At 59.2% G+C, this 24,397-nt stretch carries 22 protein-coding genes; 10 read left to right on the top strand and 12 right to left on the bottom strand.

The window, feature by feature from the left end:
- Positions 1–38 precede the first annotated feature (38 nt).
- The gene (dnaK, locus tag ACR0NF_RS09690) at positions 39–1,946 is read right to left on the bottom strand and encodes a molecular chaperone DnaK (protein ID WP_480778164.1); all 1,908 of its coding nucleotides are present in this window, start codon (positions 1,944–1,946) and stop codon (positions 39–41) included.
- Positions 1,947–2,159: 213 nt separating this feature from the next.
- Between dnaK and ACR0NF_RS09685 the strand changes: the two genes are divergently transcribed.
- Positions 2,160–2,762, top strand: coding sequence for an alpha-ketoglutarate-dependent dioxygenase AlkB family protein (locus tag ACR0NF_RS09685; protein WP_480660157.1), 603 nt, complete (start codon positions 2,160–2,162; stop codon positions 2,760–2,762).
- Positions 2,763–2,819: 57 nt separating this feature from the next.
- Here ACR0NF_RS09685 and ACR0NF_RS09680 read toward each other — a convergent pair whose 3' ends face one another.
- The gene (locus ACR0NF_RS09680; protein ID WP_480471366.1) at positions 2,820–3,641 is read right to left on the bottom strand and encodes an ABC transporter permease; all 822 of its coding nucleotides are present in this window, start codon (positions 3,639–3,641) and stop codon (positions 2,820–2,822) included.
- Between the two features lie 123 nt (positions 3,642–3,764).
- Here ACR0NF_RS09680 and cysQ point away from each other — a divergent pair, with 123 nt between their 5' ends.
- From cysQ to ACR0NF_RS09645, 7 genes are all read left to right on the top strand, one after another.
- On the top strand, positions 3,765–4,562 hold the full coding sequence (gene cysQ / locus ACR0NF_RS09675; RefSeq protein WP_480778163.1) for a 3'(2'),5'-bisphosphate nucleotidase CysQ: 798 nt from the start codon (positions 3,765–3,767) through the stop codon (positions 4,560–4,562).
- Positions 4,562–5,362, top strand: coding sequence for a 3-deoxy-manno-octulosonate cytidylyltransferase family protein (locus ACR0NF_RS09670; RefSeq protein WP_480471364.1), 801 nt, complete (start codon positions 4,562–4,564; stop codon positions 5,360–5,362). Before cysQ ends, ACR0NF_RS09670 begins: the two co-directional genes overlap by 1 nt.
- Positions 5,359–6,342, top strand: coding sequence for a UDP-glucose 4-epimerase GalE (gene galE / locus ACR0NF_RS09665; RefSeq protein ID WP_480778162.1), 984 nt, complete (start codon positions 5,359–5,361; stop codon positions 6,340–6,342). The genes ACR0NF_RS09670 and galE overlap by 4 nt, the downstream gene beginning before the upstream one ends.
- Positions 6,339–7,385 (top strand): glycosyltransferase family 2 protein, encoded by a 1,047-nt coding sequence (locus ACR0NF_RS09660; protein ID WP_480778161.1) that lies wholly within the window; start codon positions 6,339–6,341, stop codon positions 7,383–7,385. Before galE ends, ACR0NF_RS09660 begins: the two co-directional genes overlap by 4 nt.
- A 147-nt stretch (positions 7,386–7,532) precedes the next feature.
- Positions 7,533–8,519 (top strand): glycosyltransferase family 2 protein, encoded by a 987-nt coding sequence (locus ACR0NF_RS09655; protein ID WP_480667805.1) that lies wholly within the window; start codon positions 7,533–7,535, stop codon positions 8,517–8,519.
- Positions 8,516–10,213, top strand: coding sequence for a DUF5927 domain-containing protein (locus ACR0NF_RS09650; RefSeq protein ID WP_480778160.1), 1,698 nt, complete (start codon positions 8,516–8,518; stop codon positions 10,211–10,213). The genes ACR0NF_RS09655 and ACR0NF_RS09650 overlap by 4 nt, the downstream gene beginning before the upstream one ends.
- Positions 10,214–10,219: 6 nt before the next feature.
- Positions 10,220–11,671 (top strand): nodulation protein NodH, encoded by a 1,452-nt coding sequence (locus tag ACR0NF_RS09645; RefSeq protein ID WP_480778159.1) that lies wholly within the window; start codon positions 10,220–10,222, stop codon positions 11,669–11,671.
- Here ACR0NF_RS09645 and ACR0NF_RS09640 read toward each other — a convergent pair.
- The 8 genes from ACR0NF_RS09640 to hslO all read right to left on the bottom strand — a co-directional run bounded on the left by ACR0NF_RS09640 (position 11,655) and on the right by hslO (position 20,895).
- Complete coding sequence (locus tag ACR0NF_RS09640; protein WP_480778158.1) at positions 11,655–12,173, bottom strand: L,D-transpeptidase family protein; 519 nt, start codon at positions 12,171–12,173, stop codon at positions 11,655–11,657. The two genes, ACR0NF_RS09645 and ACR0NF_RS09640, sit on opposite strands and share 17 nt — an antisense overlap.
- A 62-nt stretch (positions 12,174–12,235) precedes the next feature.
- A complete protein-coding gene (locus ACR0NF_RS09635) occupies positions 12,236–13,021 on the bottom strand; it encodes an ion transporter (protein WP_480778157.1) in 786 nt (261 codons plus the stop codon).
- Positions 13,022–13,043: 22 nt separating this feature from the next.
- On the bottom strand, positions 13,044–14,267 hold the full coding sequence (locus ACR0NF_RS09630; protein WP_480778156.1) for a class I SAM-dependent RNA methyltransferase: 1,224 nt from the start codon (positions 14,265–14,267) through the stop codon (positions 13,044–13,046).
- A 39-nt stretch (positions 14,268–14,306) separates the two neighbouring features.
- A complete protein-coding gene (locus ACR0NF_RS09625; RefSeq protein WP_480667734.1) occupies positions 14,307–16,139 on the bottom strand; it encodes an ABC transporter ATP-binding protein in 1,833 nt (610 codons plus the stop codon).
- Positions 16,136–17,974, bottom strand: coding sequence for an ABC transporter ATP-binding protein (locus ACR0NF_RS09620; protein WP_480778155.1), 1,839 nt, complete (start codon positions 17,972–17,974; stop codon positions 16,136–16,138). Before ACR0NF_RS09620 ends, ACR0NF_RS09625 begins: the two co-directional genes overlap by 4 nt.
- A 194-nt stretch (positions 17,975–18,168) precedes the next feature.
- Positions 18,169–19,323, bottom strand: a complete 1,155-nt coding sequence (locus ACR0NF_RS09615; RefSeq protein WP_480778154.1) for a CCA tRNA nucleotidyltransferase — start codon at positions 19,321–19,323, stop codon at positions 18,169–18,171.
- Complete coding sequence (locus tag ACR0NF_RS09610) at positions 19,320–19,919, bottom strand: CoA pyrophosphatase (protein WP_480660145.1); 600 nt, start codon at positions 19,917–19,919, stop codon at positions 19,320–19,322. The genes ACR0NF_RS09615 and ACR0NF_RS09610 overlap by 4 nt, the downstream gene beginning before the upstream one ends.
- Positions 19,909–20,895: an Hsp33 family molecular chaperone HslO gene (gene hslO / locus ACR0NF_RS09605; protein ID WP_480778153.1), complete on the bottom strand. Its 987-nt coding sequence runs from the start codon at positions 20,893–20,895 to the stop codon at positions 19,909–19,911. Before hslO ends, ACR0NF_RS09610 begins: the two co-directional genes overlap by 11 nt.
- Positions 20,896–20,972: 77 nt before the next feature.
- On the opposite strand from hslO, the gene ACR0NF_RS09600 reads away from it, so the two are divergent.
- Positions 20,973–21,419: an NUDIX hydrolase gene (locus tag ACR0NF_RS09600; RefSeq protein WP_480471350.1), complete on the top strand. Its 447-nt coding sequence runs from the start codon at positions 20,973–20,975 to the stop codon at positions 21,417–21,419.
- Here ACR0NF_RS09600 and ACR0NF_RS09595 read toward each other — a convergent pair.
- Positions 21,416–22,690 (bottom strand): PP2C family protein-serine/threonine phosphatase, encoded by a 1,275-nt coding sequence (locus ACR0NF_RS09595; protein WP_480471349.1) that lies wholly within the window; start codon positions 22,688–22,690, stop codon positions 21,416–21,418. The two genes, ACR0NF_RS09600 and ACR0NF_RS09595, sit on opposite strands and share 4 nt — an antisense overlap.
- 143 nt (positions 22,691–22,833) lie before the next feature.
- Between ACR0NF_RS09595 and ACR0NF_RS09590 the strand changes: the two genes are divergently transcribed.
- On the top strand, positions 22,834–23,163 hold the full coding sequence (locus ACR0NF_RS09590; protein ID WP_480778152.1) for an Hpt domain-containing protein: 330 nt from the start codon (positions 22,834–22,836) through the stop codon (positions 23,161–23,163).
- Here the strand turns inward: ACR0NF_RS09590 and ilvA are convergent.
- Positions 23,160–24,386 carry a threonine ammonia-lyase IlvA gene (gene ilvA, locus ACR0NF_RS09585; RefSeq protein ID WP_480471347.1) on the bottom strand — a complete coding sequence of 409 codons (1,227 nt, stop codon included), beginning with the start codon at positions 24,384–24,386 and terminating at the stop codon, positions 23,160–23,162. The genes ACR0NF_RS09590 and ilvA overlap by 4 nt on opposite strands.
- Positions 24,387–24,397 lie beyond the last annotated feature (11 nt).

Genomic DNA, 24,397 nt, shown 5'->3' with positions numbered 1-24,397 from the left:
CCGGCAACCGGACCGGCCCAAATTGGCCTGGTTACCCGTTAGTTACGCTTGTCGTCGTCCAGATCTTCGAACTCGGCGTCGACGATGTCATCTTCACCCGGCGCTTCATCGGCGGCGGCAGGCTCTTCTTCGCCCTCTTCCGCTTGCGCCTTATAGATCGCCTCGCCCAGTTTCATGGCCGCTTCGGTCACGTTCTGGATGCCCGATTTGATCTTGTCGGCATTGTCCGTTTCAAGCTCATCCTTGAGCGCGGCGACGGCCAGTTCGATCGCCTCGACGGTCGACGGGTCGACCTTGTCGCCATGTTCCTCGACTGATTTCTCGGTCGCGTGGACAAGGCTTTCGGCCTGGTTCTTGGCTTCGACCAGCTCTTTGCGAGCCTTGTCTGCCTCGGCGTTTTCCTCGGCATCCTTGACCATCTTGTCGATATCTTCGTCCGACAGACCGCCCGACGCCTGGATCGTGATCTTCTGCTCTTTGCCGGTGCCTTTGTCTTTGGCCGAAACCGAGACAATACCGTTGGCGTCGATGTCAAAAGTCACCTCGATCTGAGGCATGCCACGCGGTGCGGGCGGGATCTCTTCCAGATTGAACTGACCCAGGATCTTGTTGTCCGCAGCCATCTCGCGCTCACCCTGGAAACAGCGAATAGTCACGGCGTTCTGGTTATCCTCGGCGGTCGAGAAGACCTGAGACTTTTTCGTCGGGATCGTGGTGTTGCGGTCGATCAGACGGGTGAACACGCCACCCAGCGTCTCGATACCCAGCGACAGCGGGGTCACGTCCAGCAGAACCACGTCTTTGACGTCGCCTTGCAGAACACCGGCCTGAATGGCGGCACCCATGGCAACCACTTCGTCCGGGTTCACACCCTTGTGCGGCTCTTTCCCGAAGAACTTGGTGACCTCTTCGATCACTTTCGGCATCCGGGTCATACCACCGACCAGAACAACTTCGTCCACGTCAGCAGCCGACAGACCCGCGTCTTTCAGAGCCGCCTGGCAAGGCTTCATCGACTTTTTGATCAGGTCGCCAACCAGCGATTCCAGCTTGGCACGGGTCAGCTTCATGACCATGTGCAGCGGCTGACCGTTCGAACCCATTGAGATGAACGGCTGGTTGATTTCGGTCTGCGAGGTCGAGGACAGCTCAATCTTGGCTTTTTCAGCGGCTTCTTTCAGACGCTGCAGGGCCATCTTGTCGGCAGACAGGTCGACACCGTGTTCCTTTTTGAACTCATCAGCCAGGTAGTTGACGATGCGCATGTCAAAGTCTTCACCACCCAGGAAGGTGTCGCCGTTGGTCGATTTGACCTCGAACAGGCCATCGTCGATTTCCAGAATGGTCACGTCGAAGGTACCGCCACCAAGGTCATAGACCGCGATGGTTTGGGTTTCTTCCTTGTCCAGACCATAGGCCAGCGCAGCAGCTGTCGGTTCGTTGATGATCCGCAGCACTTCCAGACCGGCGATTTTACCGGCGTCTTTGGTGGCCTGACGCTGGGCGTCGTTGAAGTATGCCGGAACGGTGATAACCGCCTGCGTGACGTCCTCACCCAGATAGCTCTCGGCGGTTTCCTTCATCTTACCCAGAGTGAAGGCCGAGATCTGGCTTGGGGAGTATTTCTCACCGCGGGCCTCAACCCATGCGTCGCCATTGCCGCCATCGACGATGGAGTACGGCACCATTTTCTTGTCTTTTTCGACTTCTGCATCATCCACACGACGACCGATCAGACGCTTGACGCCAAAAATCGTGTTGTCGGGGTTGGTGACCGCCTGACGTTTTGCAGGCTGACCGACCAGTCGCTCATCTTCGGTGAAGGCGACGATCGAGGGCGTGGTCCGCGCCCCTTCTGCGTTTTCGATGACCTTCGGCTGCGAGCCGTCCATGATGGCCACACACGAGTTGGTGGTCCCGAGGTCAATCCCGATTACTTTTCCCATATTTTCAATCCCTTTCTCTTCAAGGCGATGTCCCGAGGGTTGGACCCGTTGCGGCATCCTGCCCCCGATTGATGTGCGCGACAGCACTACACCATCGCGCGTCGAGGCGTATATAAGGACGAGATCAGGGGCCTGCAAGCGTTCAGAAACGCTGGTTTTAGGGATTCTGCGGCCTTTTTTGGCAAGGTTTTGGCAAGGTTTGGGGAATCTTGAATGGCGCGGCTGCTTTTGCGCGGATTTGATATCCGCAAGGGCTATCTGGATGCGGTGGCGCAAGCTGGTTTGATTGACCTGCTACGACCGATTCTGAAAGCTGCGCCGCTCTATCGGCCCGTCACGCCTTCGGGCAAGGAGATGTCGGTGCGCATGACCTCGGCCGGGGCGTTGGGCTGGGTCACAGATCGGACGGGGTATCGGTATCAGGACAGCCATCCAAAGGGCATGACATGGCCCGCGATTCCGGATGAGATTTTGGCGATCTGGCAGGACTTAACTGGCGCGGACCGGAAACCCGATTGCTGTTTGATCAATTACTACGGCGAAGGCACCCGGATGGGCCTGCACCAGGACAAGGATGAGGCCGATTTCTCGTGGCCGGTTCTGTCAATCTCATTGGGCGACGACGCCCTGTTCCGCATCGGCAACACCACGCGCGGCGGCAAGACCGAGTCGATCTGGCTGAGCTCGGGCGATGTGGTGATCATGGGCGGCCCGGCACGGCTGGCCTATCACGGGGTGGATCGCATCCGGTTCGGCTCATCCCGGTTGCTGCCGAAGGGCGGGCGGATCAACCTGACGCTACGGGTTGCGACCTGAAGCGCAATCCGACAAGTGGGAGCCGGTTTTCGGAACAAATTGGGCGGCTGGCAAAGATCAGCGCCGCGCATCCCAGCTTTTCGAGACCTGCTTGCGGGTATAGAACTCGGCCAACAGCCCGATCATGGTCAAAACAATGCCGACCCAAAGCGCGTATTCCCAGCTGCTGTTGCGGGGAAAATAATTGCGGAACACAAAGCCCCGGCACTGGTCGATGATATGAAACAGTGGGTTCCAGGCGAACATGGTCAACATGAAACCACCCAGCGCATTACCCACGAACATCTTGCCGGAAAAGACCATGTTCATGCGGCGATAGACGTTGTTCAGGATCGTCGCCGTGTTTGGAAACCACGGCTTGATCGACAGAAAGACCAGCCCGACTGCGCATCCTGTAAACCACGCCAACACCAGCATCGCAAAGGCTCCGCCAGGTTCCTGAATCTCGAGCGGTGAGACTGTCACGCTGTAGACAAACAGGATTATCAGGATCGACATCAGCTGCGTATATAGCGCCCCGAAGGCCGCAGCCGAAAGCATCACCATCATGGTCATCGGTGAATGTAGTGTCATCGGATTGTTGCCAGTCCCTACACCAGAAACGGCCCCAACCGTTTTGATATGCGTGATGAACAGAAACACGCCAGACAGCAGAAACAGAATGAACTCACCCCGGATTTTTGCAATCCGTGTGCCCATGAAGGACAGGATGAAATAAAATGCGGTTGCAACCACAACCACCTGAAGAATGTTGATAATGATCGCCATCACGGCATTGGCATGCTGTGAGCGGATATTGCGCACCACCGCGTGAAAAATCAGTTCGGCCGTGGTGAAGGCCCCGCCCAGCAGTGACCGATTTCTTTGATACTTGAACACTCGACTGCTCTTTTCTGCTGCGTTGCCCGCGACTGTGGCACGAAATTCTTGCCGTTCCGTATCCGCCGCATCATAAGTCCGTCAGCAACACGGATCAACAAACCTCAGGAACGGAGCTTTTTTGTGACCTATGACGCCCTAATTCCCGTCATCCGGCGGCTGGCCCTTCAGGCCGGGGACAAGATCATGCAGATCTATGAGGCGGATGATTTCGACGTCAAAGTCAAATCCGATTCCAGCCCGGTGACCGAGGCGGACGAGGCGGCGGATGCGCTGATCTCAGAGGGCTTGCGCGAGGCCTTTCCCGATATCCTGCTGGTGACCGAGGAACAGGCGGCCTCGCATTCGGAAAAGGGTGAGACTTTCCTGATCGTTGATCCTCTGGACGGTACCAAGGAATTCATCAACCGGCGCGGTGATTTCACGGTGAATATCGCGCTGGTCGAGAGTGGCGTGCCGACGCGAGGCGTGGTGTATGCGCCGGCGCGGGGCCGGATGTTCTATACTCAGGCTGATGGGCAATCGGTCGAGGAAACCGGTGTCCTGGACAAAGATCAGCCGGGCGCTCTGTCACCGATATCAGTCTCTAAACCGGACAATTCGGCGTTGATGATCGTTGCGTCCAAGTCGCACCGGGATCAGGCAACCGAGGATTACATCAACAAATATCAGGTGCGCGACAGCAAGAGCGCCGGGTCGTCGCTGAAGTTCTGTCTGGTTGCGACCGGCGAGGCCGACCTCTACCCTCGCGTGGGTCGCACGATGGAGTGGGACACTGCCGCAGGCCATGCCGTTCTGGCCGGTGCTGGCGGCGATGTGGTGCGTTTTGACGACCATTCGCCGCTGACCTATGGCAAGGACAGCTATGCCAACCCGTTTTTCATCGCCTATGCTCCGGGCGTAGATCTGAAGGAAGCCTGATGTCTGTATTGATCGCCATTCCCGCCCGCTATGCCTCGACCCGCTATCCGGGCAAACCTCTGGTGCCGCTGACCGGCGCCAATGGGGCCAGCATGACTTTAATCGAACGGTCCTGGCGCGCGGCGATATCCGTTTCGGGCGTGGACCGTGTGGTTGTGGCCACCGATGACGACCGCATCCGCGAAGTCGCCGAGGGTTTCGGGGCCGAGGTGGTGATGACCTCGGACACCTGCCGCAATGGCACCGAACGCTGCGCTGAGGCGCATGCGGTGCTGGGCGGTGGATATGATATCGTGGTTAACCTGCAGGGCGACGCGCCGCTGACCCCGCATTGGTTCGTCGAAGACCTGATCAACGGGTTGCGCGCCGCGCCTGAGGCTGGTGTGGCCACCCCGGTTCTGCGCTGTGATGGCGATGCGCTGAACGGGTTGCTGAATGACCGCAAACATGGCCGTGTGGGTGGCACGACGGCGGTGTTCGGGAACGATCACAGCGCGCTTTATTTCTCGAAAGAGGTAATTCCCTATACCGCCGAGACCTATTCCAGCACCGACCCGACCCCGGTGTTCCACCATGTCGGTGTCTATGCCTATCGTCCCGACGCGCTGGCGGCCTATCCCGGCTGGACAAGCGGTCCGCTGGAAACTCTGGAAGGGCTAGAGCAGCTGCGGTTTATAGAAAACGGCCGCAAGGTTCTGTGCGTCGAGGTCGAGGCAAAAGGCCGTCAGTTCTGGGAGCTGAACAACCCACAAGACGTCGCCAAGATCGAGGAGATGATGGCCGCGATGGGACTGGAATGATCCATATTCTGGTCACCGGCGGCGCTGGCTATATCGGATCGCACGCCTGTAAAGCATTGGCGCAGGCGGGTTATGTTCCGGTGACCTATGACAATCTGATCACGGGTTGGCGGGACGCGGTGAAATTTGGACCCTTCGAACAAGGCGACCTGATGGATCGCGCCCGGCTGGATGAAGTGTTTACCAGATACCAACCCGCCGCCGTGATGCATTTCGCCGCCCTCAGCCAAGTGGGCGAAGCGATGAACGAGCCGGGAAAATACTGGTCGAATAACGTGACCGGGTCCTTGAACCTGATCCAGGCAGCAGTGGATGCGGGATGCCTGAACTTCGTCTTTTCCTCGACCTGCGCCACCTATGGCGACCATGACAATGTGGTTCTGGATGAGGCGACGCCTCAGCACCCCCTGAACGCTTATGGCGCGTCAAAGCGGGCCATCGAGGATATCCTGCGCGACTTTCAAGCGGCTCATGGGCTGAACCATGTGATCTTCCGCTATTTCAACGTCGCTGGCGCTGACCCCGAGGCGGAGGTTGGCGAGTTTCATCAGCCTGAAACGCATCTGGTACCGCTGATGCTGGATGCCATCGCGGGTGAGCGTGACGGGCTGACCGTGTTTGGTACGGACTATGATACGCCCGATGGCACCTGCATTCGCGACTACGTGCATGTTTGCGATCTGGTTGATGCGCATGTTCTGGGGCTGCACTGGCTGGAGCAGGGCAAGGACAGCCGCGTATTCAATCTGGGCACCGGATCGGGCTTTTCGGTGATGGAGGTGATCGAGCATTCCAAAGCCGTCACCAACCGCGAAGTGCCCTATACGATTGGGCCGCGACGTGCAGGGGATTGCACACGGCTCGTCTCGGGCTCGGTCCGGGCCGAAGAAGAGCTGGGCTGGACGCCTAAAAGATCCACGTTAGAGACGATGATCACCGATGCGTGGCGCTGGCATCAGACCGGCAGCTATTCGACGTGAGTACACAAGATCAGCCGCTGAATTGGGTGCAGCGCTATAAGCTGCGCCTGAAACGCCGGCGGTTGTTGTGGCGATCGTTTCGCAGCCGTCATCAACTGACGGTGCTTTCAGATCGGACAAACCAGATCAAACCGGGTGACATTCTGGCCTTCACCACCCTGCGCAACGAAATCACCCGTCTGCCCTGGTTCTTCCATCACTATCGCAGGCTGGGCGTTAATCACTTTCTGATGGTGGACAATGGCAGCGACGATGGTTCGGTCGCTTACCTGTCGGAACAGCCCGACGTATCGCTGTGGCAGACCAAAGCCAGCTACCGCGCGGCGCGGTTTGGGCTGGACTGGCTGACATGGTTGCAGATGCGCTATGGCCACGGCCACTGGACGCTGATGGTCGATGCCGATGAACTGCTGATCTATGCCCATCATGAAACACGCCCGTTGCAAGACCTGACCGCATGGCTGGATGCGCAGGATCAAGCCGCGTTTGGCGCGTTGATGCTGGACCTGTACCCCAAAGGGCATTTGGGGACACAAACCCATGACCCTGAAGCCGACCCGACCCAGATTCTGAGTTGGTTTGACCCCGCGCCCTATCGCGCCCAGCGCCAGCAGCCTTTGGGCAACCTGTGGGTTCAGGGCGGGGTGCGTGAGCGGGCGTTTTTTGCTGATCAGCCGAAGAAATCCCCAACGCTGAACAAAATCCCGCTGGTGCGCTGGTCGCGGCGCATGGCTTATGTGAACTCCTGCCATTCCGCTCTGCCGCGCGGGTTGAACTTTACCTATGACGGGCCAGAAGGGCAGGCCCCGTCGGGCGTGCTGCTGCACACCAAATTCCTGCCCGAAGTCATCGAAAAGTCCCGGTCAGAGAAGACGCGGCATCAGCATTTTCACGACCCGGACCGGTTCGGTGCCTATTACGACGGGATCATCAGCAGACCTGATCTTTGGACCCCACAATCCGAGCGGCTGCGCGATTGGCAACAATTGCAGGCCCTCGGTCTGATGAACGCAGGGGGATTTCCGGCCACAGCGGGGAAGTAAACCGTATTTAAACCCGTTGCCTCACAAGGTGCGAAAGTGTCATAAAACGTTAATTGTCCGGCACCACTCAGGCCCCAGGCGGCCCCGGGCAGGCACACGTATCAAAACGGGTTGGGCAGCCGCGTGAGCCTTTTGGATTCCTATCGCATGAGATTGCGGCGCAAGCGCCGTCTGCTGCGTTGCCTACGCAAGCGGCGCGAATTGAAGGCGGTCCGCAACCAGACCGCGCAGATCCGGCCCGAAGACGTTCTGTTGATGAGCGTCGTACGCAACGAAAAGATCCGCCTGCCCTATTTCCTTGACTATTACCGCAAACTGGGCGTCAGCCATTTCCTGTTTGTCGACAACAACAGCGACGATGGCACGCGCGAATACCTCTCGGATCAATCCGACGTGTCCGTGTGGTGGGCCGATGCCAGTTACAAGCGGTCGACCTATGGCGTGGACTGGTCGAACTATCTGCTGCGCACATACGCCCATGGCCATTGGGTGCTGACGGTCGATCCTGATGAGTTTCTGGTCTACCCGTTCTGTGACACCCGCCCGATCGATGCGCTGACCGATTGGCTGGACGATACCGGCGTGCGCAGCTTCGGCACCATGCTGATCGACATGTACCCCGAGGGCACGATTGAGGATGCGCCCTATGACGAGGGGCAAAATCCGTTCGAGCTGGCACCCTGGTTTGACGCTGGAAACTACATGATCACCCGCAACCCGGCCTATGGAAACCTGTGGATACAGGGCGGTGCACGGGCGCGGGTGTTCTTTCAGGACGCACCAAAGAAAGCCCCCGCACTGAACAAGATCCCGCTGGTGAAATGGCATCGCCGCTATGCCTATGTCAGCTCGACCCACGCGCTGCTGCCGCGCGGCCTCAATCAGGTCTATGAGGAAAAGGGCGGCGAGAAAACCAGTGGCGCGCTACTGCATGCCAAGCTGATCGACACGTTGGGCGACAAGGCGCGGGAAGAGATGCAGCGCGGTGAACATTATCGCGCCTCAGGTGAATACAAGGCCTATGCCACGCAGTTGGACTATAATCCGGTGTTCTGGAACAAATGGTCCGAGAAATATATCAACTGGCGCCAGCTTGAGATCCTTGGCCTGATGTCGAAAGGAAACTGGGCATGAGCCTCGGCATCGTCATGCTGGTCCACACCGCGCTCGACCGGGTCGAGCAGGTGGCACGGCATTGGACGGCCTCGGGCTGCCCGGTGGTGATCCATGTGGATCGCAAAGTGCCCGGGAAAACCTACTCCGACTTTGCGGCAGCCTGTGCTGACGATCCGCTGATCCAGTTCTCGGACCGGCATGTCTGTGAGTGGGGCGGTTGGGGAATTGTCGCAGCCTCGCAATCCGCTGCTGCGCTGATGCTGGAACGGTTTCCGGATGTCCGGCACGTCTATCTGTCCTCGGGCGCCTGTCTGCCCCTGCGCCCGGTGCGCGAATTGATCGACTATCTGGCCGACCGTCCCCGCGTCGACTTCATCGAAAGCGCCACGACACGGGATGTGAGCTGGACCATGGGCGGTCTGGATCTGGAGCGTTTCACCCTGCGCTTCCCGTTCTCATGGCGCAAACAGCGTCGATTGTTTGACGCTTACGTGCGCCTGCAGCGCGCATTGGGGATGCGCCGCACCATACCCGAAGGGCTGGTGCCCCATATGGGCAGTCAGTGGTGGTGCCTGACTCGACAAACCCTGTCCGCGATCCTGCAGGACCCGAAGCGCGAGGAATATGATCAGTATTTCCAGCGCGTCTGGATCCCGGACGAAAGTTATTTCCAGACGCTCGCGCGGCTCTATTCCACCCATATCGAAAGCCGATCGCTGACCCTGTCGAAATTCGATTATCAGGGTCGACCGCATATGTTCTATGACGACCACCTGCAGCTGCTGCGCCGGTCCGACTGCTTTGTGGCACGCAAAGTCTGGTACAAGGCGGACCGGTTGTATCAGACCTTTCTGACCGACCAGAGCAGCGCCATGACCCCGGCGGAACCCAATCCCGGCAAGATCGACCGGCTGTTCTCAAAAGCGGTCGAACGCAGAGTGCGCGGGCGCGATGGGCTGTACATGCAAAGCCGCTTCCCACGTCACAAAGCTGAGCTGAATTTAACAGCTTATCCCTATTCGGTTTTTCAGGGCTTTACCGAGCTGTTCGAAGATTTCGAACCCTGGCTGGCCAACACCACCGGTGCGCGGGTGCATGGTCGCCTGTTCCACCCCGGCCACGCGCAGTTTGCAGGCGGTGAGCCCCTGATCAACGGCAGCCTCTGCGATTGTGCCGCCTTGCGCGACTATAACCCTGATGCGTTCCTGTCGAACCTGATCTGGAATACCCGCGGTGAGAGGCAGTGCTTTCAACTCTGCCCGGCGGATACGCAGAAGATAAATGAGTTCCTTGTGCGCGATAAAAACGCCCAGATCGCAATCGTCACCGGTGCCTGGGCCGTGTCGCTGTTCCGGTCCAACATGAACTTTGCCGATATCCGGTGCGAGGCGGCGCGCTTGCAACAGCTGGAGAGCAAACAGTTGGAGCTTCTGGATACGGCCAGGGCCAGGGCGCGTATCCGAACCTGGACGATGGCGGAATTCGTGGAATCTCCGATGGATCCGCTGCAGACCATTCTTGAGGATATGGGCGTACCGCAGCCCAACCACCTGACAGAAGCACCGACGATGGTGGATCTGACCGGGTTTGGAAAGTTCCTGCAAAACCTCAAGAACCAGGGGATGCACCCCTATCTGATGGGGGATTTTCCGGTCGACGATGTGTTCGGCACGCAAGCCAAGACCTTCAAGAAACCCTATCTGGTGCAGTAATCCTGAATGACCCGCGCCTTTGACACTTTCATCGTGCTGGCCGATATGCGCACAGGATCGAACCTGTTGGAACAGCATCTGAACACGTTCGAGGGCATCACCTGCCATGGGGAGGCGTTCAACCCGTATTTCATCGGTTTGCCGAAACTGGATCAGCTTCTGGGTTTCACCCTGAAAGAGCGCGATGAAAACCCGAATGCCCTGATCAAGGCAATCCGGAACGCGCCCGGCGCAATCAACGGGTTTCGCTTTTTCAGCGATCATGACACGCGCGGCCTTTCGCCAATGCTGGACGATCCACGCTGTGCCAAGATCATCCTTACCCGTAATCCACTGGACAGCTATCTGTCGTGGAAGATCGCGATGGAGACCAAGCAGTGGAAACTGGTCAACATCAAACAACGGCGCGAGGCACAGGTTGCGTTCGATACCAATGAGTTCGCCGAACAACTGCAGCAGCGGCAGAGTTTTCAACAGACGGTACTAAGCCACCTGCAACGAACGGGGCAGGTGCCTTTCCGTATCGACTATGAAGATCTGAACGATCTTGAGGTCCTGAACGGCCTTGCTGCTTGGTTGGGGGTCGATGAGCAGCTCGAAGCGCTGGATCAGCATCTGAAACGACAAAACCCAGCGCCCGCGCTTTCGAAAGTGACCAATCCCCAAGAGATGGCAGAGGCGTTGTCGCATCAGGATCGGTTTGGCCTGCACCACCTCCCCAATCACGAACCGCGTCGCGGCCCGGCTGTATCGCGTTATGTGGCCACTCCACGAACACCGCTGTTGTATCTGCCCGTGCGTGGCGGCCCCGAGGCCGAGGTAGCGCAATGGATGGCTGATCTGGACGGTGTCGAACCGGACGGTTTGCTGACCGGGCACAATCAGAAACAGATGCGCAGCTGGATGCAGGGGCATCCCGGGCATCGCAAATTCACCGTTCTGCGCCATCCGCTGGCGCGCGCGCATTCGGTGTTCTGTTCCCGCATCCTTAGTACCGGGCCGGGTGCCTACAAAAAGATCCGCAATATGTTGCGCAGACGGTACGAGCTGCCGATTCCCGAGGCCCTTGATCAAGACGACTACACGCCTGATCAACATCGGGAGGCGTTTGCGGCATTCCTCGAAATGCTTCAACGCATTCTGGCCGGTCAGACACCGATCCGGGTCGACGGGGAATGGTGCGGTCAGGCGCAAACGCTTGAGGGGATGGCCAGTTTCGCCATGCCCGACCTGATCCTGCGCGAGGATGAGATGGCGACCGCTCTGCCCGCGCTCGCCGCCAAGCTAGGCCATCAAGATCCCGTAACCCCGATCGGTGTGCAGGCAGATATGCCATTCTCGCTGGAACATATTTACGATGCGCCGTTAGAAACGCTGGCAGTGCAAGCCTACCAGCGCGATTATCTGCTGTTTGGGTTCGAAAGCTGGAAACCGCTTAACATCAGGCGCGCAGGGTGATGACCGTGCCCTCGTTCACCATCGCGTAAATCTCTTCGATCTCTTCGTTTGTTACGGCGATGCAACCAGCCGTCCAATCCGGGGTTTTCTTCGCGCGCTTGAACTCGGATCGCAGGTTGGGCTGGCCATGGATAAAGATATCACCACCCGGATCGACACCCGCGGCCTTGGCTTGCGCGATATCGGCCGAGTTCGGATAGGAAATGCCCAGCGACAAGTGATAGCGACTGCGCGGATTGCGGCGGTCGATCAGATAGGTGCCCTCGGGCGTGCGCCCGTCGCCCTTCTTGGTCTTGGTGCCGATCGGCGCAAACCCAAGATCGACCTTATATTCCTTCAGAATCTGCTCATTATGCAGAAGATAGAGTTTCCGCGCGCCCTTGTTGATAACCAGAGAGGTCACCTCGGGCCCGTTATATGACAAAAATTTAGGGCTGGCTGATGCACAAGCCGAAAGGCTTAGCGTTGCCATCGCCCCCAATCCAAATGCTCGACGATCCATGAGTTTCACTGCCCGCTGCTCTTTTTTGCCAATTATTATGCCAGATTTGTGCGAAACTGAAATCACTTTTTGCTGTTCGACTGCTCGGCCAGGCGGCGTTCGATCGATTCCAAACGTTCGAGCACCTCGTCACGGTAAGCATCAGTTTTTACCTCATCCTCGGCATGATGGGCATCCTGCATCGAGTTCACGATCAGACCGACGAGCAGGTTCACCACCGCGAATGTGGTCACCATGATGAAGGGCACAAAGAACAACCAGGCATATGGGTAGATATCCATCACCGGGCGGACGATGCCCATGGACCAGCTTTCCAGCGTCATGATCTGGAATAGCGTATAGGCCGACAGGCCCAGATCGCCGAACCAGTCCGGAAAGCTGTTCGAGAACAGTTTGGTCGAGATCACAGCCCCGATGTAGAACAGGATCGCCATCAGCAGGAACACGCTGGCCATGCCCGGCAAGGCCGAGATGAACCCTTCGACCACCCGGCGCAGCCGAGGCGCGACCGAGATGACGCGCAGAACCCGGAGGATACGCAGCGCCCGCAGAACCGAAAGCGCCCCGGCGCTGGGTACAAGGGCGACACCGACGATCACGAAGTCAAAGACATTCCAGCCGCTGGTGAAGAACCGGCGCCCGGTGGCGATCAGCTTCATCACGATTTCGACAACGAAGATGGTGAGGCACAGTTTGTCGAGCGTCACGATTAGCGGACCCGCCACCTCCATCAGCGTGGGTGAGGTTTCCATCCCCAGCAGAATCGCGTTGAACAGAATCACACCGGTGATGAATTTCCCGAAAGCCGGGGCTTCGACGACGGGCAGCAGACGTTGGGCGATCCCCATGCGGGTGGTCCTTATCTCAGGGCTATTTGTTTAAGACGAACCGAGCGGCAAGTTCGGTGTGTGACGACCATCGAAATTGGTCAACCACCTGTACCCATTCAAGGGTATATCCGGCGTTAACCAACATTTTTGCGTCGCGGGCAAAGGTCACCGGATTGCATGAGACATACGCAATCACTGGGCGTTTGGCTTCGGCGAGCTCAGCCACCTGCGCCTCGGCCCCCGCACGCGGCGGGTCGAGGACAACGGCATCGAACTTCCGCAGTTCATCGGGCATGAGAGGGCGGCGAAACAGGTCGCGCGCCTCGGTTGTGACCTGTTTCAGGCCTTGCGCCTTGCGCCAGCCCTGATCCAGGGCTCTGGTCATCTCGGCTTCACCCTCAACCGCGTGCACCTCGGCCGATTGGGCCAGCAGTAAAGAGAAGGTACCGCAGCCCGCGAACAGATCGACTATCCGCTTTGCGTCCTGGGTTGCCTCGGAAACAGCCTGTAATAGAGCTTGTTCCCCGTCCTTCGTCGCCTGCAGGAAAGCGCCGGGCGGTGGAGTGACATGGGTGGTGCCAAAGCGCTGGATCGGAGGAGTGCGCATAGCGATGACCTCATCGTCCCAGCTGAGCCTTGCCAGCCCGTGATGTTCGGTCGCCTGCGCCAGCGCCAGTTCCAGCTGGCCATCCAGAAGTTTGCCGCCTTTGACCGCCACATCCAGTCCGCTTTCGGACTGAGTCAGCGTTACGGCCAACACGCCTTTGCGGCTACCACCCAAAAGCGCAAGCGCCTCGGCCACCGGAATGGCGTCAATCAGCGCAGGATGCAGCAGGTGGCAATCGGGGATTTCGGTGATCGTATCCGAGGCGCGACTATGGAACCCGGCCAGAGTGCCCTTTTTGGTTCGGCGCACGGCAATGGTGGCGCGGCGGCGCGAATGTTCGGGCGAGGTATGAATGGGCCGCATCGGGGCATCGAGCCCCTGCGCGGCCAGCGCGGTGCGCACCACCTCGACCTTCCAATCGGCGACAAAATCATCGGCGGCGTGCTGCAGCTGGCAGCCGCCGCAAGCCTTGTAATGGCGGCACGGTGCCTTCACCCGCTGCTCCGATGGCGTTTCGACACGGATATCCGTCAGCACCTGCCCGCTGAGCGTACCGCTGACCACCTCTCCCGGCAGCGTGCGGGGGGCATAGATCGGGCCATCAGCGATCCCGTCGCCCTGATGGCCAAGGCGGGTTATGGTGTAGTGCTGCGTCATGGGGGCCTGATAGCCGGGGTTTGGGCGCAACAAAACCCCTTATTCCGCGGCCTCCGCCTGAATGAACCCGCCGGATTGGCGATGCCAGAACCGGGCGTACAGCCCGCCGCGCTCTAATAATGCCTCATGCGTGCCGCTTTCGACGATGTGACCGTGATCCAGAACAATAATCCGGTCCATTTCGCTGAGTGTAGAGAGGCGGTGCGCGATTGCCAGAACGGTCTTGCCCTGCATCACGCGATGCAGCGCAGCCTGAATCGAGGCTTCAACCTCGGAATCCAGCGCCGAAGTGGCTTCGTCCAGCACCAAAATCGGTGCGTCTTTCAAGATGGCGCGGGCCAGAGCGATCCGCTGCCGTTGCCCACCGCTGAGCTTCACGCCCCGTTCCCCCAGATGCGCATCATAGCCCTTACGGCCCTGCGCATCCTCAAGCCCGAGGATAAATTCATGCGCCTCGGCCTTGGTTGCGGCTTCGATCAACTCGACCTCGGATGCGTCGGGGCGGCCATAGAGGATATTCTCACGCGCCGAGCGATTGAACATTGCGGTTTCCTGCGTGACCATGCCGATCTGGCGGCGCAAGCTGTCCTGAGTGACCTGGTTGACATCCTGCCCATCGATGCGAATAACGCCTTTTTCGCCGTCGTAGAGCCTGAGCAGCAGCGAAACCAAGGTCGATTTTCCTGCACCTGACGCCCCCACAATGCCCAGCTTTTCGCCTGGTGCGGCGGTGAAATGCAGATCGGAGACACCGCCAATATCGCGGCCATAAGCAAAACTGACATGATCAAACGCAATCTCACCTTCTGAGACAATCAGCTCAGAGGCGGTCATCGCATCCTCGACCCGGTCGCGCTTGGTCAAGGTATGCATCCCGTTCTCGATCTCGCCGACGTTGGCATAAAGGCCCATCAGCGTGAAACTGACCCAGCCGGTCATTTGTGAGATCCGCACGGATACCGCCCCTGCGGCGACGATATCACCCGTGGTCGCATTACCTGCCTGCCACAGCCACAGCGTTGCCCCTATCAGCATCACCGGCAAAACACCCGCCAATGTCATCAGGATCAGCCGGAAGCTGGCCGAGAGCAGCCCGAACTCCAGCGACCGTTCGCGCAGATCGACCATCGAGCTGCGCGCCGCTTCATCCTCGTGCCTTGCATGGGCGAACAGCTTGACGGTTTTGATATTGGTGATCGTATCCACGATCTGCCCCGACACCATCGCCCGTGCCCCCGCCCGCGCGCCCGAGCGTTTGCGGATGCGCGGCAGATACCAGCGCACCAGCAGGAAATAGACCACAAGCCATGCCACAAAGGGCAGCATGACAAACGGATGAATAGATCCTAACAAAAGCAAAGAACCCACCAACGAGGCCAAGGCAAACACGATTGCACTGATCGTTTCCGACACGACAGAGGTCAGCGCCGTTGCCGTCTGAACCTGCTTTTGCGCGATCCGGCCCGCGAAATCATCGTCGAAATAGGTGACCGATTGGCCTAGCGTCCAATGGTTCAGCTTGGCCAGAACCAGCGGCGGGATATTGGGCATGACGATATAGTTGTTCGAAAAGGCCGACAGGCCGAAAAACACGGGACGCAGCAGCATGAAAAAAGCCACGGCGCCCAGGATCATCCACAGATTGCCGCCGGTCAGAAAGGCATCGGGTCCGCCTGACGTGGCTACGTCGATCACGCGCCCCAATATCCACGCGGTTCCGGCCTCCATCGCGCCCGCTGTGGCCGAGAAGGCGGCTGCGACAAACAGCATCGGCCACGCCCCGGACAAGGCCCAGCGAATGAACGCCCCCAGCGATTGCGGCGGGGGCGTTTGGGTGGCGTTGAACGGTTGGATGAGGTCGGCAATCCTCATTCAGCGGCCTCCGGGTTCAGGAAGCCCCCAGATTGCCGTGCCCAGAACTGAGCGTAAAGCCCTCCTTGCGCCAACAGGTCGGAATGACCGCCCTGTTCGACGATGCGGCCACCATCCATCACCAGAATGCGGTCCATCTGCGCAATCGTGCTGAGCCGGTGCGCGATGGCGATCACGGTCTTGCCTTGCATCATGCCGTAGAGCGTTTCCTGAATCGAAGCTTCGACCTCGGAATCTAGGGCGGATGTCGCCTCGTCCAACAGCAAAATCGGCGCGTCTTTCAGGATCACCCGCGCAAGGGTCACGCGCTGCCGCTGACCACCGGACAGTTTCACGCCCCGCTCGCCCACATGCGCATCATAGCCAATGCGGCCCTGCGGATCCTGCAGATCGAGGATAAACTCATGCGCTTCGGCCTGTTTCGCAGCATCTCTCATCTGCGCCTCGGTCGCGCCGGGGCGGCCATAGAGGATATTGGCCCGCACCGAACGATGCAGCAGAGCGCTGTCCTGCTGGACCATCCCGATATGGCTGCGCAAACTGTCCTGCGTCACCTTCGAGATGTCCTGACCATCGATCAGGATCGCCCCCTGCTCCACGTCGTAAAACCGCAAAAGCAGCTTGACCAGGGTCGATTTCCCGGCGCCCGAACGTCCGATCAGGCCGATCTTTTCACCCGGTTTGATGGTCAGGTTGACGTGATCCAGCCCACCGGCCTTGCGGCCATAATGATGCGACAGATCGCGGATTTCGATCTGTCCCTGCTCCAGCCGCAGGGGCTCGGCCTCGATCTCATCCAGCAGTTCGATGGGCTGCGCGATGGTCTCCATCCCTTCGGCGACAACGCCGAGCTGGCGAAAGAAACTGGTCAGGGCCCACATGATCCAGCCGGTCATGGAATTGAGCCGCAGCGTCAGCGCTGTCGCCGCTGCAACCACCCCAACCGAGGCGCTGCCCTGCATCCACAGAACAAGCGCCCAGCCGACAACCCCAACGATCAGCATGCCATTCAGCGTGACAAGCACCGCATCCATGATGGTGAAGATCCGCATCTCGACCTGAAAGGTGTGCCGGGTTTCCTCGATGGCTTCGCGGGCATAGTCCAGTTCCTGCGAGTCATGGGCAAACATCTTGACCGAATGGATGTTGGTATAGCTGTCCACCACGCGCCCCGTCACCGCCGAACGCGCATCGGATGCGGCCTTGGAAGCCGGCCCGACCCGCAGAACCGCCCAGCGCACCAGCAACGCATAAAGCGCAAACCAGATGACCAGCGGCAGCAGCAGACGGGGATCGGCTGCCATCAACAGAATCCCCGCGCCGACCAGATAGGCCAGCGAAAACGAAATCGCGTCGAAGACCTGAAAAACGGCCTCGCCCGCTGCCGGAGGGGTCTGCATGATCCGGTTGGCAATGCGTCCGGCAAAATCATTCTCGAACCAGCCAACCGACTGACGCAAAACATGTTTATGCGCACGCCACCGGAAGATGGTGCCGATATTCGGCAGGATTGCGTTGTTCAACAACAGCACGTCGACGACATGGAGCAAGGGCCGCAGCAGCAGGACAAACGCCGCCATCAGCATCAGCTCGGTACCGTGTGCTTGCCAGACTTCTGATGGCGCGTCGGACAGCAGATCGACGACACGGCCCATGTAGTAGATCAATCCGACCTCGACCGCGGCCACGACAACCGAGATCAGGCCTGCCCACAGGAACACGCGATAAAACGGACGGGTATAGTCCAGCATGAAGGGCCAAAGCCGCGTGGGCGGCGTATCGACTTCTTCATAGGCGACAAAAGGGTCAACAAGGTTTTCGAAATAGCGAAACATGGAGGGTGCTCCGATTGAGCAGAAAATAGGTCATGCGAAGAAAGATGGCGCCAGAACACCACCCCTACGGGTCACGTGTTCCGGGCTTTAGCCGAACCAGATCCCGTAATACATTCGCATTCCTCCCTCCATTATGAGATAGGCGCACCCTGCCAAATCAAATCGGGTTTGTCATCCCCTTTTGAGACTTCCCGCTAGTCCGCCAGCAAATCTTCGCGACTGAGCGCGAAATCCGACGCGATCCAGCGCGCCTCAAGCTCGGCCAGTTTTGCGCCCAGCGCCGGGCCCGAGAAGGCGGGGATCAAATCCGCCGCCTTGATCGGAAAACTGGCTGCGGCCCCTTGCTCCAAGGCGCGGCGCAGGTCGTCGGACCAGGGCTGTTCCAGAAATGCGCAGCGCAATAGCGTCTCGTGCAATCCACCTTCCGCGCCATAACGATAGCCAAGTTCCGCGACGCTGGTCGTTGCTGCCGCCTCATCCCGCATCCGGGTCAGGCGCTGCAGCTGTGCCTTGCTGAGACGTAGGGTTTTGGCCACCTCAGGCGGAGCAATCGCCGCCAAACGACGAATCGCTTCGGGCGTGGCGTGGGCGTCTTGCTCCAGCTGGATCAGGATCGCCAAAGCCCGGTCATCAGCGCCGGGCAAAAGCCGTGCCAAAACACCCGTGCTGCGCATGGCGGCGACCGACGGCGCGGGGTCGGGCGCGGCCAGAAGTTTCAACATCTCGGCCCCGACGCGTTCGCGGGAAAGTGTCTCTAATTCGTCCAAATTCGCGGCAATCGCATCAAGCGCATCGGGGTCAAACCCCTCATCCGCATCGCCATACCAGGCGTGAAACCGGAAATATCTAAGCGACCGCAGATAATCCTCGCGGATGCGATCGCTGGCCTCGCCGATAAACCGCACGCGACGCGTCTGCAGGTCCGGTAATCCGTGCAAGGGATCGAGGATCGTGCCGTCGGGCCGGGCATACAACGCGTTCATGGTGAAATCGCGCCGCGCCGCGTCTTCTTCGACCTTATCGGAGAAAGCGACGACAGCACGACGGCCATCCGTTTCGACATCGCGGCGAAAAGTGGTGACCTCATGTGGGATGCCGCCGCTGACAATCGTCACCGTACCATGATCAATCCCCGTCGGGATCGGTTTCAACCCGGCCTTTTGCGCCAGTTCCATCACCCGTTCAGGCCTTGCATCCGTGGCAATATCGATGTCAGAAACCGGAGCCTGCAGCAACGCGTTGCGCACGCAGCCGCCCACAAACAAGGCCTGCGCCCCGCCTTTGGTCAGTGCGGCACACACATCCTGGGTGGCCTTTTTTGCGATCCAGTCTTCCGTGATCCGCTTCATTCGCTCATCCGCGCCGCCAACCCTCGCAACATCCGCGCCGTCGCGCCCCAGATGTAATAGGGGCCATAGGGCACAGCGTAGTAATACCGCCTTTGTCCACGCCAGCGGCGCGACTCGACGACATAATTCTCCGGGTTCAACACATGCGCAAGCGGGACCGAGAAAACCTCATCCACCTCGCCGGGTTCGACTATCGTGTCGAAAGTCGTTTCGAGCACTGCAACGACCGGCGTCACCGCAAAAGACGTCACCGTTTCATGTGTCGGCAGATGACCCAGAATACGCGGCAAGTCGGTCGGCAAACCGATCTCCTCCTGCGCTTCGCGCAAGGCCGTAGCGGTGACATCCGCATCACCTTCATCCTGTTTGCCGCCCGGAAAAGCGATCTGCCCCGGGTGGTGCTTCAGCGCTGACGAACGCTTGGTCAGGATCACCCGAGGTGCGTCATAGGCCAGTGAAACAGGCACTAACACGCCAGCAGGGCGCAGTTTGCGCCCTGCTGGCAGCGCCGTCTCGGGGTTCAGGTCAAAGTCACTGGACCCGGAGCCGTCACGGCCCAGCGCCGCTGTTAGCTCTGAGATCAGATCACGCGCCATCCGGGCCTTCGGCTTCGAACCCGACGGTCGCTGGGTCCAGCACATAATGCGCACCGCAGAATTGACAGTCGGCTGTGACGGTGCCTTCGTCCGTGGTCATTGTCGCAATATCCTGCGCCGAATAGATCGACAGGCTTTGGCGCACGCGATCTTCGGAACAAGTGCAACCGAATTTTACCTGCTGCGCATCATAGACACGAGGCTGTTCCTCGTGGAACAGGCGCACCAGCAAGTCTGTCGGCGCAACCGACGGCCCGATCATCTCCAGATCATCCACGGTGTCGAGCAGGATATTGACGCGGCCCCAGTTCTCACTTTCTTCACCGTCCACCAGATCTGAGGCGGTCAGTATCTCTCCGGTCCCCTCGCCCGATGCGGCAAAGGGTGAGGCCTTGGGCATGTGCTGCAGCATGATCCCACCCGCGCGCCAGTGTTCACCAACACCGGGTTCGGTCGATTTGCCGAAGCTGAGCGAGAACCGGGTCGGCAGCTGTTCGGACTGCGCAAAATAGGCCTCGGCACAGGCGCTCAGCGATCCTCCGGCCAGCGGGGTGATGCCCTGATAGGGATGCGTGCCCTCGCCTTGGTCGATCATGATCGCGAAGTACCCGTCACCCACCTGATCAAACGGGGCAGCGTCGGTCAGACGATCCCTGTCAAAGCTGGCATAGGCGCGGATCTGCGCGGGTTCACCTTCCTGCTGAGGTGCATAATAATCGGTCGCGATCATACGCACCGCGCCTTTGGATTGCACCTGCAGAGACAGCTTCCAGCGCAGCGACACCGTTTGCCCGATCAACGCGGTCAGCAGGGCCATCTCAGCCACCAGTGCCTCGACCACTTCGGGGTAGTCATGCTGCTTCAGGATGCCGCCCAGCACCCCATCCAGCCGGGCCACGCGACCACGCATGTCCGGTACATCGAGTTGAAATGGCAGGACGGTATCGTCCCACGCGATTTTGGTTCCAAGAGACATGAGGGTTTCCTTACACGCCACAGGTTGGCATACCGCCACCATATAGGTCGAACAGATTGGGTTGAAAGGGGCCATACATGATCAGACGGTTCGGTGAAAGCCCCGAAGCCGGGCGGACATATACGCGACGCGTCGGTGTCTATTCCTTGTTGCCGCAAGGCAACCGCCTGTTGCTGACCTGTCAACTGGAACCCGGCCCCGATCTGCAACTGCCCGGCGGCGGCATCGATCCGGGCGAATCCCCGATCACTGCCTTGCACCGAGAAGTGTTCGAAGAAACCGGTTGGCTGATCGCCGCCCCGCGCCGCGTGGGCGCGTTCCGCCGGTTTACCTATATGCCCGAATACGATCTGTGGGCCGAGAAGATCTGCCTGATCTATCGCGCCCGCCCCGTCCGCCGTATCGGTCCCCCGACCGAGCCGTTTCATGAAGCCTTGTGGATGGAGACCACGGACGCCGTGCATCTGCTGGGCAATGAGGGGGATGCCTATTTCGCCCAGCGGCATCTGCAGGGGCTGCTTTAGGTCCCGTTATATTCGAAGAACACGGCCGAGACGTCATCCTCCAGCCCGTGATCCGGCGACATGACCTGAGTCAGGTGCCAGAACATATCGTCCAGGAATTCTGAGCCAACATTCTCGGTCAGGCACTCGGTGGCCATCTGCTGCAGACCGCCCTCATCCAGCAAGCTGCCATCCCTGAGGCGGCATTCAGTGAACCCATCAGAATGAAGCAGCAGCTTGTCGCCAGGCTGCATATAAGTTTCGGTCTGCTGAAAGCAGACATCCGGTAACAGGCCGATGGGCAAGCCGCCCTCGCCCAGAAACTCAGCCCCGCCATCGGCGCGCAACAGCAAAGGATGTGGGTGCCCGGCCTGCACCATCTTCACGTGCCCGTTGCGCAGATCGACGATGGCGTAGACCATTGTAAAATATTCCTCGACCCCGGCATCGGCGATCAGGCGCGAGTTCAGCTGCTCCGCGACCTCCTCAGGCGGCAGCAAGGCGTAGAACTTGTTGAAGCGCCGCTCCATCGCGACGTTCTGGTCGAAATACGTGCTGGACAGATACCCACCCAGCCGCGCCGTCATCATCGCCGATGTGATCCCGTGGCCAGAGACATCGATGCTGTAGAAGCCCAGCCGATTGACGCCGGGCGAGAACATGCCCACCAGATCGCCGCCGATATGACCACAAGGTTTCAGCAACAGGCTGACGCGGGACTTACCAAATTGCCCGGTCAGTTCAGGCACCAGAGATTCCTGAATTTTGCGAGCCTGCATCAGGTCCTTGTCAATGGCATCATGCGCCAGTTTCAGTTCATCCAATGCAGTCTCGATCAGGCGGTTTTTCTTGGACAGTTCACGCTGCATGTCCAGAATCCGGGCACCGGCCGAAATGCGGGCGCGCAGCTCATCAGCCTCCAGCGGTTTGATCAGGAAATCATCCGCCCCTGCATCCAGTCCCTTCGCGACCTCCTGCTTTTCGCTTTTTGAGGTCAGCAGGATGAAATAGCTATATTGCTCGGTTTCGAGCCCACGAAAGGCGCGGCAGAATTCCAGCCCGCTCATCCCCGGCATGACCCAATCGCTGAGCACCAGGTCAGGTCTGTTGTCTTTACACAGGTCAATCGCGGCCTCACCCGTATCGGCCTCAAGCACCTCAAACCCCCACTTTTTAAGTGAGGCAACCAGAATCCGCCGTTGCAGCCTGCTGTCATCCACCACCAGAACCCGACGGATCGCGCCGAAGTCCAGCTCAACCCGGCTGTCTGATTGACCGACTTCCGGCACCATTAAATCCCTGCGCTCATCCAATATCTAAGTTGAGCCAACGCTAAGACCGCTGGTTTAACATCTGGTGAAAAACCGCACGCCTAGAGCTTAACCACTTCTTTACCGCCGTGACGGTATGCACAGACCAACCGCAAGAGGGTGGCATGATACAGTGGTCCAGAGTCAGGCAATTGCGCGACGAGGTCGGCGCGGATGAGTTCGACGAGGTGGTCGAGATTTTCCTGGACGAAGTGCAAGAGGTAATTGCCAAGCTGCGCCAGGATGCAAGGCGTTCCGAGATGGAACAGAACCTGCATTTCCTGAAAGGCAGCGCGTTGAGCCTTGGATTTGATAGCTTCTCGAAGCTTTGCCAGGACGGAGAGCGCCGTGCTGCCGCGGGTGAAAGTGCCGCCGTTGATCTACCTGAGATTTTCGCGGCCTATGACGAGTCGAAAACATTGTTTCAGGCCGGTCTTGCCGAAAACCTGCGCTAGATCACAAACTGCGCCAATGTCTCGTCTTCGGTGATGTCCGTATAGGTGAACCCGGCCTCATCCAGATGCGCGAACAGACGCATGAAATTCTCGGGCTTACGGGTTTCGATCCCGATCAGGACCGATCCAAAATTGCGCGCCGATTTCTTCATGTATTCGAAACGTGCGATGTCATCTTCGGGGCCGAGGATGTTCAGAAACTCCTTCAACGCTCCGGGGCGCTGCGGCAGGCGCAGGATGAAGTATTTCTTCACTCCGGAATATCGCTGGGCGCGCTCTTTGACTTCGGGCAGGCGTTCGAAATCGAAATTACCGCCTGAGGTCACACACACCACGGTCTTGCCCCGGATAAAGCTTTGAATATCGCCCAGCGCCTCGATCGCCAGCGCGCCGGCGGGCTCCAGCACGATGCCCTCGACATTCAGCATCTCAATCATGGTGGTGCAGATGCGGTCTTCGGACAATGTCAGCACATCCGACAGGTGACGCGATTTCAGCAGCTCAAAGGGTTTTTCACCGATCCGGCCCACCGCCGCGCCATCGACAAAATTGTCCACATGGTCCAGCGACACCGGATGCCCCGCTGCCAGCGCGGCGCGCAAACAGGCCCCACCCGCTGGCTCGACAAACAAACAATGCGTGCGGTCGCCAAACCAGGTTGCTACTCCTGCGGACATGCCGCCACCGCCCACAGGCAACAGCACATGATCGGGAATGCTGCCCAGTTGTTCCTCAATCTCAGCCGCAAGCGAGGCCTGACCCTCGATCACATCCTCATCGTCGAAAGGAGACAGAAAATGGCCACCCTGTTCCGCGCACCATTTCTGCGCGGCAGCCAGTGTGTCATCGAAATAGTCGCCGATCAGGTGAACCTCGATATTGTCGCCGCCAAAGATGCGGGTCTTCTGGATCTTCTGCTGCGGCGTGGTCACCGGCATGAAGATCACACCCCGCACGCCCAGATGCTTGCACATATAGGCCACACCCTGCGCGTGATTGCCCGCGCTGGCGCAGACAAACAGATCCTGCCCCTGCTGCTTGCGCATAGCGTTGAACGCACCACGAATCTTGTAGGACCGCACCGGGCTGAGGTCTTCACGCTTGAGCCAGATTTCGGCCCCGTAACGGTCAGACAAATGGGCATTCCGCTGCAACGGCGTTGCGGGAAACACAGAGCGCATTGCCTGTTCGGCGGCGCGGGCGCGGGTCATGAAATCGGTCATGTCGATTTCCC

This window comes from Ruegeria sp. CF4, assembly GCF_056537345.1.
The sequence above is the reverse complement of the archived record's forward strand: the minus strand, read 5'-3'. Positions and strand labels throughout refer to the sequence as shown.

What these genes read in the sequence shown, in the direction of transcription:
- ACR0NF_RS09635 (WP_480778157.1), bottom strand. Translation starts at nt 13,021, where the DNA reads ATGGGGATCGCCCAACGTCTGCTGCCCGTCGTCGAAGCCCCGGCTTTC.
- ACR0NF_RS09600 (WP_480471350.1), top strand. Translation starts at nt 20,973, where the DNA reads ATGATCAGACGGTTCGGTGAAAGCCCCGAAGCCGGGCGGACATATACG.
- ACR0NF_RS09645 (WP_480778159.1), top strand. Translation starts at nt 10,220, where the DNA reads ATGACCCGCGCCTTTGACACTTTCATCGTGCTGGCCGATATGCGCACA.
- ACR0NF_RS09590 (WP_480778152.1), top strand. Translation starts at nt 22,834, where the DNA reads ATGATACAGTGGTCCAGAGTCAGGCAATTGCGCGACGAGGTCGGCGCG.
- ACR0NF_RS09685 (WP_480660157.1), top strand. Translation starts at nt 2,160, where the DNA reads ATGGCGCGGCTGCTTTTGCGCGGATTTGATATCCGCAAGGGCTATCTG.
- ACR0NF_RS09640 (WP_480778158.1), bottom strand. Translation starts at nt 12,173, where the DNA reads ATGGATCGTCGAGCATTTGGATTGGGGGCGATGGCAACGCTAAGCCTT.
- galE (WP_480778162.1), top strand. Translation starts at nt 5,359, where the DNA reads ATGATCCATATTCTGGTCACCGGCGGCGCTGGCTATATCGGATCGCAC.
- ACR0NF_RS09615 (WP_480778154.1), bottom strand. Translation starts at nt 19,323, where the DNA reads ATGAAGCGGATCACGGAAGACTGGATCGCAAAAAAGGCCACCCAGGAT.
- ACR0NF_RS09625 (WP_480667734.1), bottom strand. Translation starts at nt 16,139, where the DNA reads ATGAGGATTGCCGACCTCATCCAACCGTTCAACGCCACCCAAACGCCC.
- hslO (WP_480778153.1), bottom strand. Translation starts at nt 20,895, where the DNA reads ATGTCTCTTGGAACCAAAATCGCGTGGGACGATACCGTCCTGCCATTT.
- ACR0NF_RS09620 (WP_480778155.1), bottom strand. Translation starts at nt 17,974, where the DNA reads ATGTTTCGCTATTTCGAAAACCTTGTTGACCCTTTTGTCGCCTATGAA.
- ilvA (WP_480471347.1), bottom strand. Translation starts at nt 24,386, where the DNA reads ATGACCGATTTCATGACCCGCGCCCGCGCCGCCGAACAGGCAATGCGC.
- ACR0NF_RS09650 (WP_480778160.1), top strand. Translation starts at nt 8,516, where the DNA reads ATGAGCCTCGGCATCGTCATGCTGGTCCACACCGCGCTCGACCGGGTC.
- ACR0NF_RS09630 (WP_480778156.1), bottom strand. Translation starts at nt 14,267, where the DNA reads ATGACGCAGCACTACACCATAACCCGCCTTGGCCATCAGGGCGACGGG.
- ACR0NF_RS09595 (WP_480471349.1), bottom strand. Translation starts at nt 22,690, where the DNA reads ATGGTGCCGGAAGTCGGTCAATCAGACAGCCGGGTTGAGCTGGACTTC.
- dnaK (WP_480778164.1), bottom strand. Translation starts at nt 1,946, where the DNA reads ATGGGAAAAGTAATCGGGATTGACCTCGGGACCACCAACTCGTGTGTG.
- ACR0NF_RS09655 (WP_480667805.1), top strand. Translation starts at nt 7,533, where the DNA reads ATGAGATTGCGGCGCAAGCGCCGTCTGCTGCGTTGCCTACGCAAGCGG.
- ACR0NF_RS09610 (WP_480660145.1), bottom strand. Translation starts at nt 19,919, where the DNA reads ATGGCGCGTGATCTGATCTCAGAGCTAACAGCGGCGCTGGGCCGTGAC.
- ACR0NF_RS09670 (WP_480471364.1), top strand. Translation starts at nt 4,562, where the DNA reads ATGTCTGTATTGATCGCCATTCCCGCCCGCTATGCCTCGACCCGCTAT.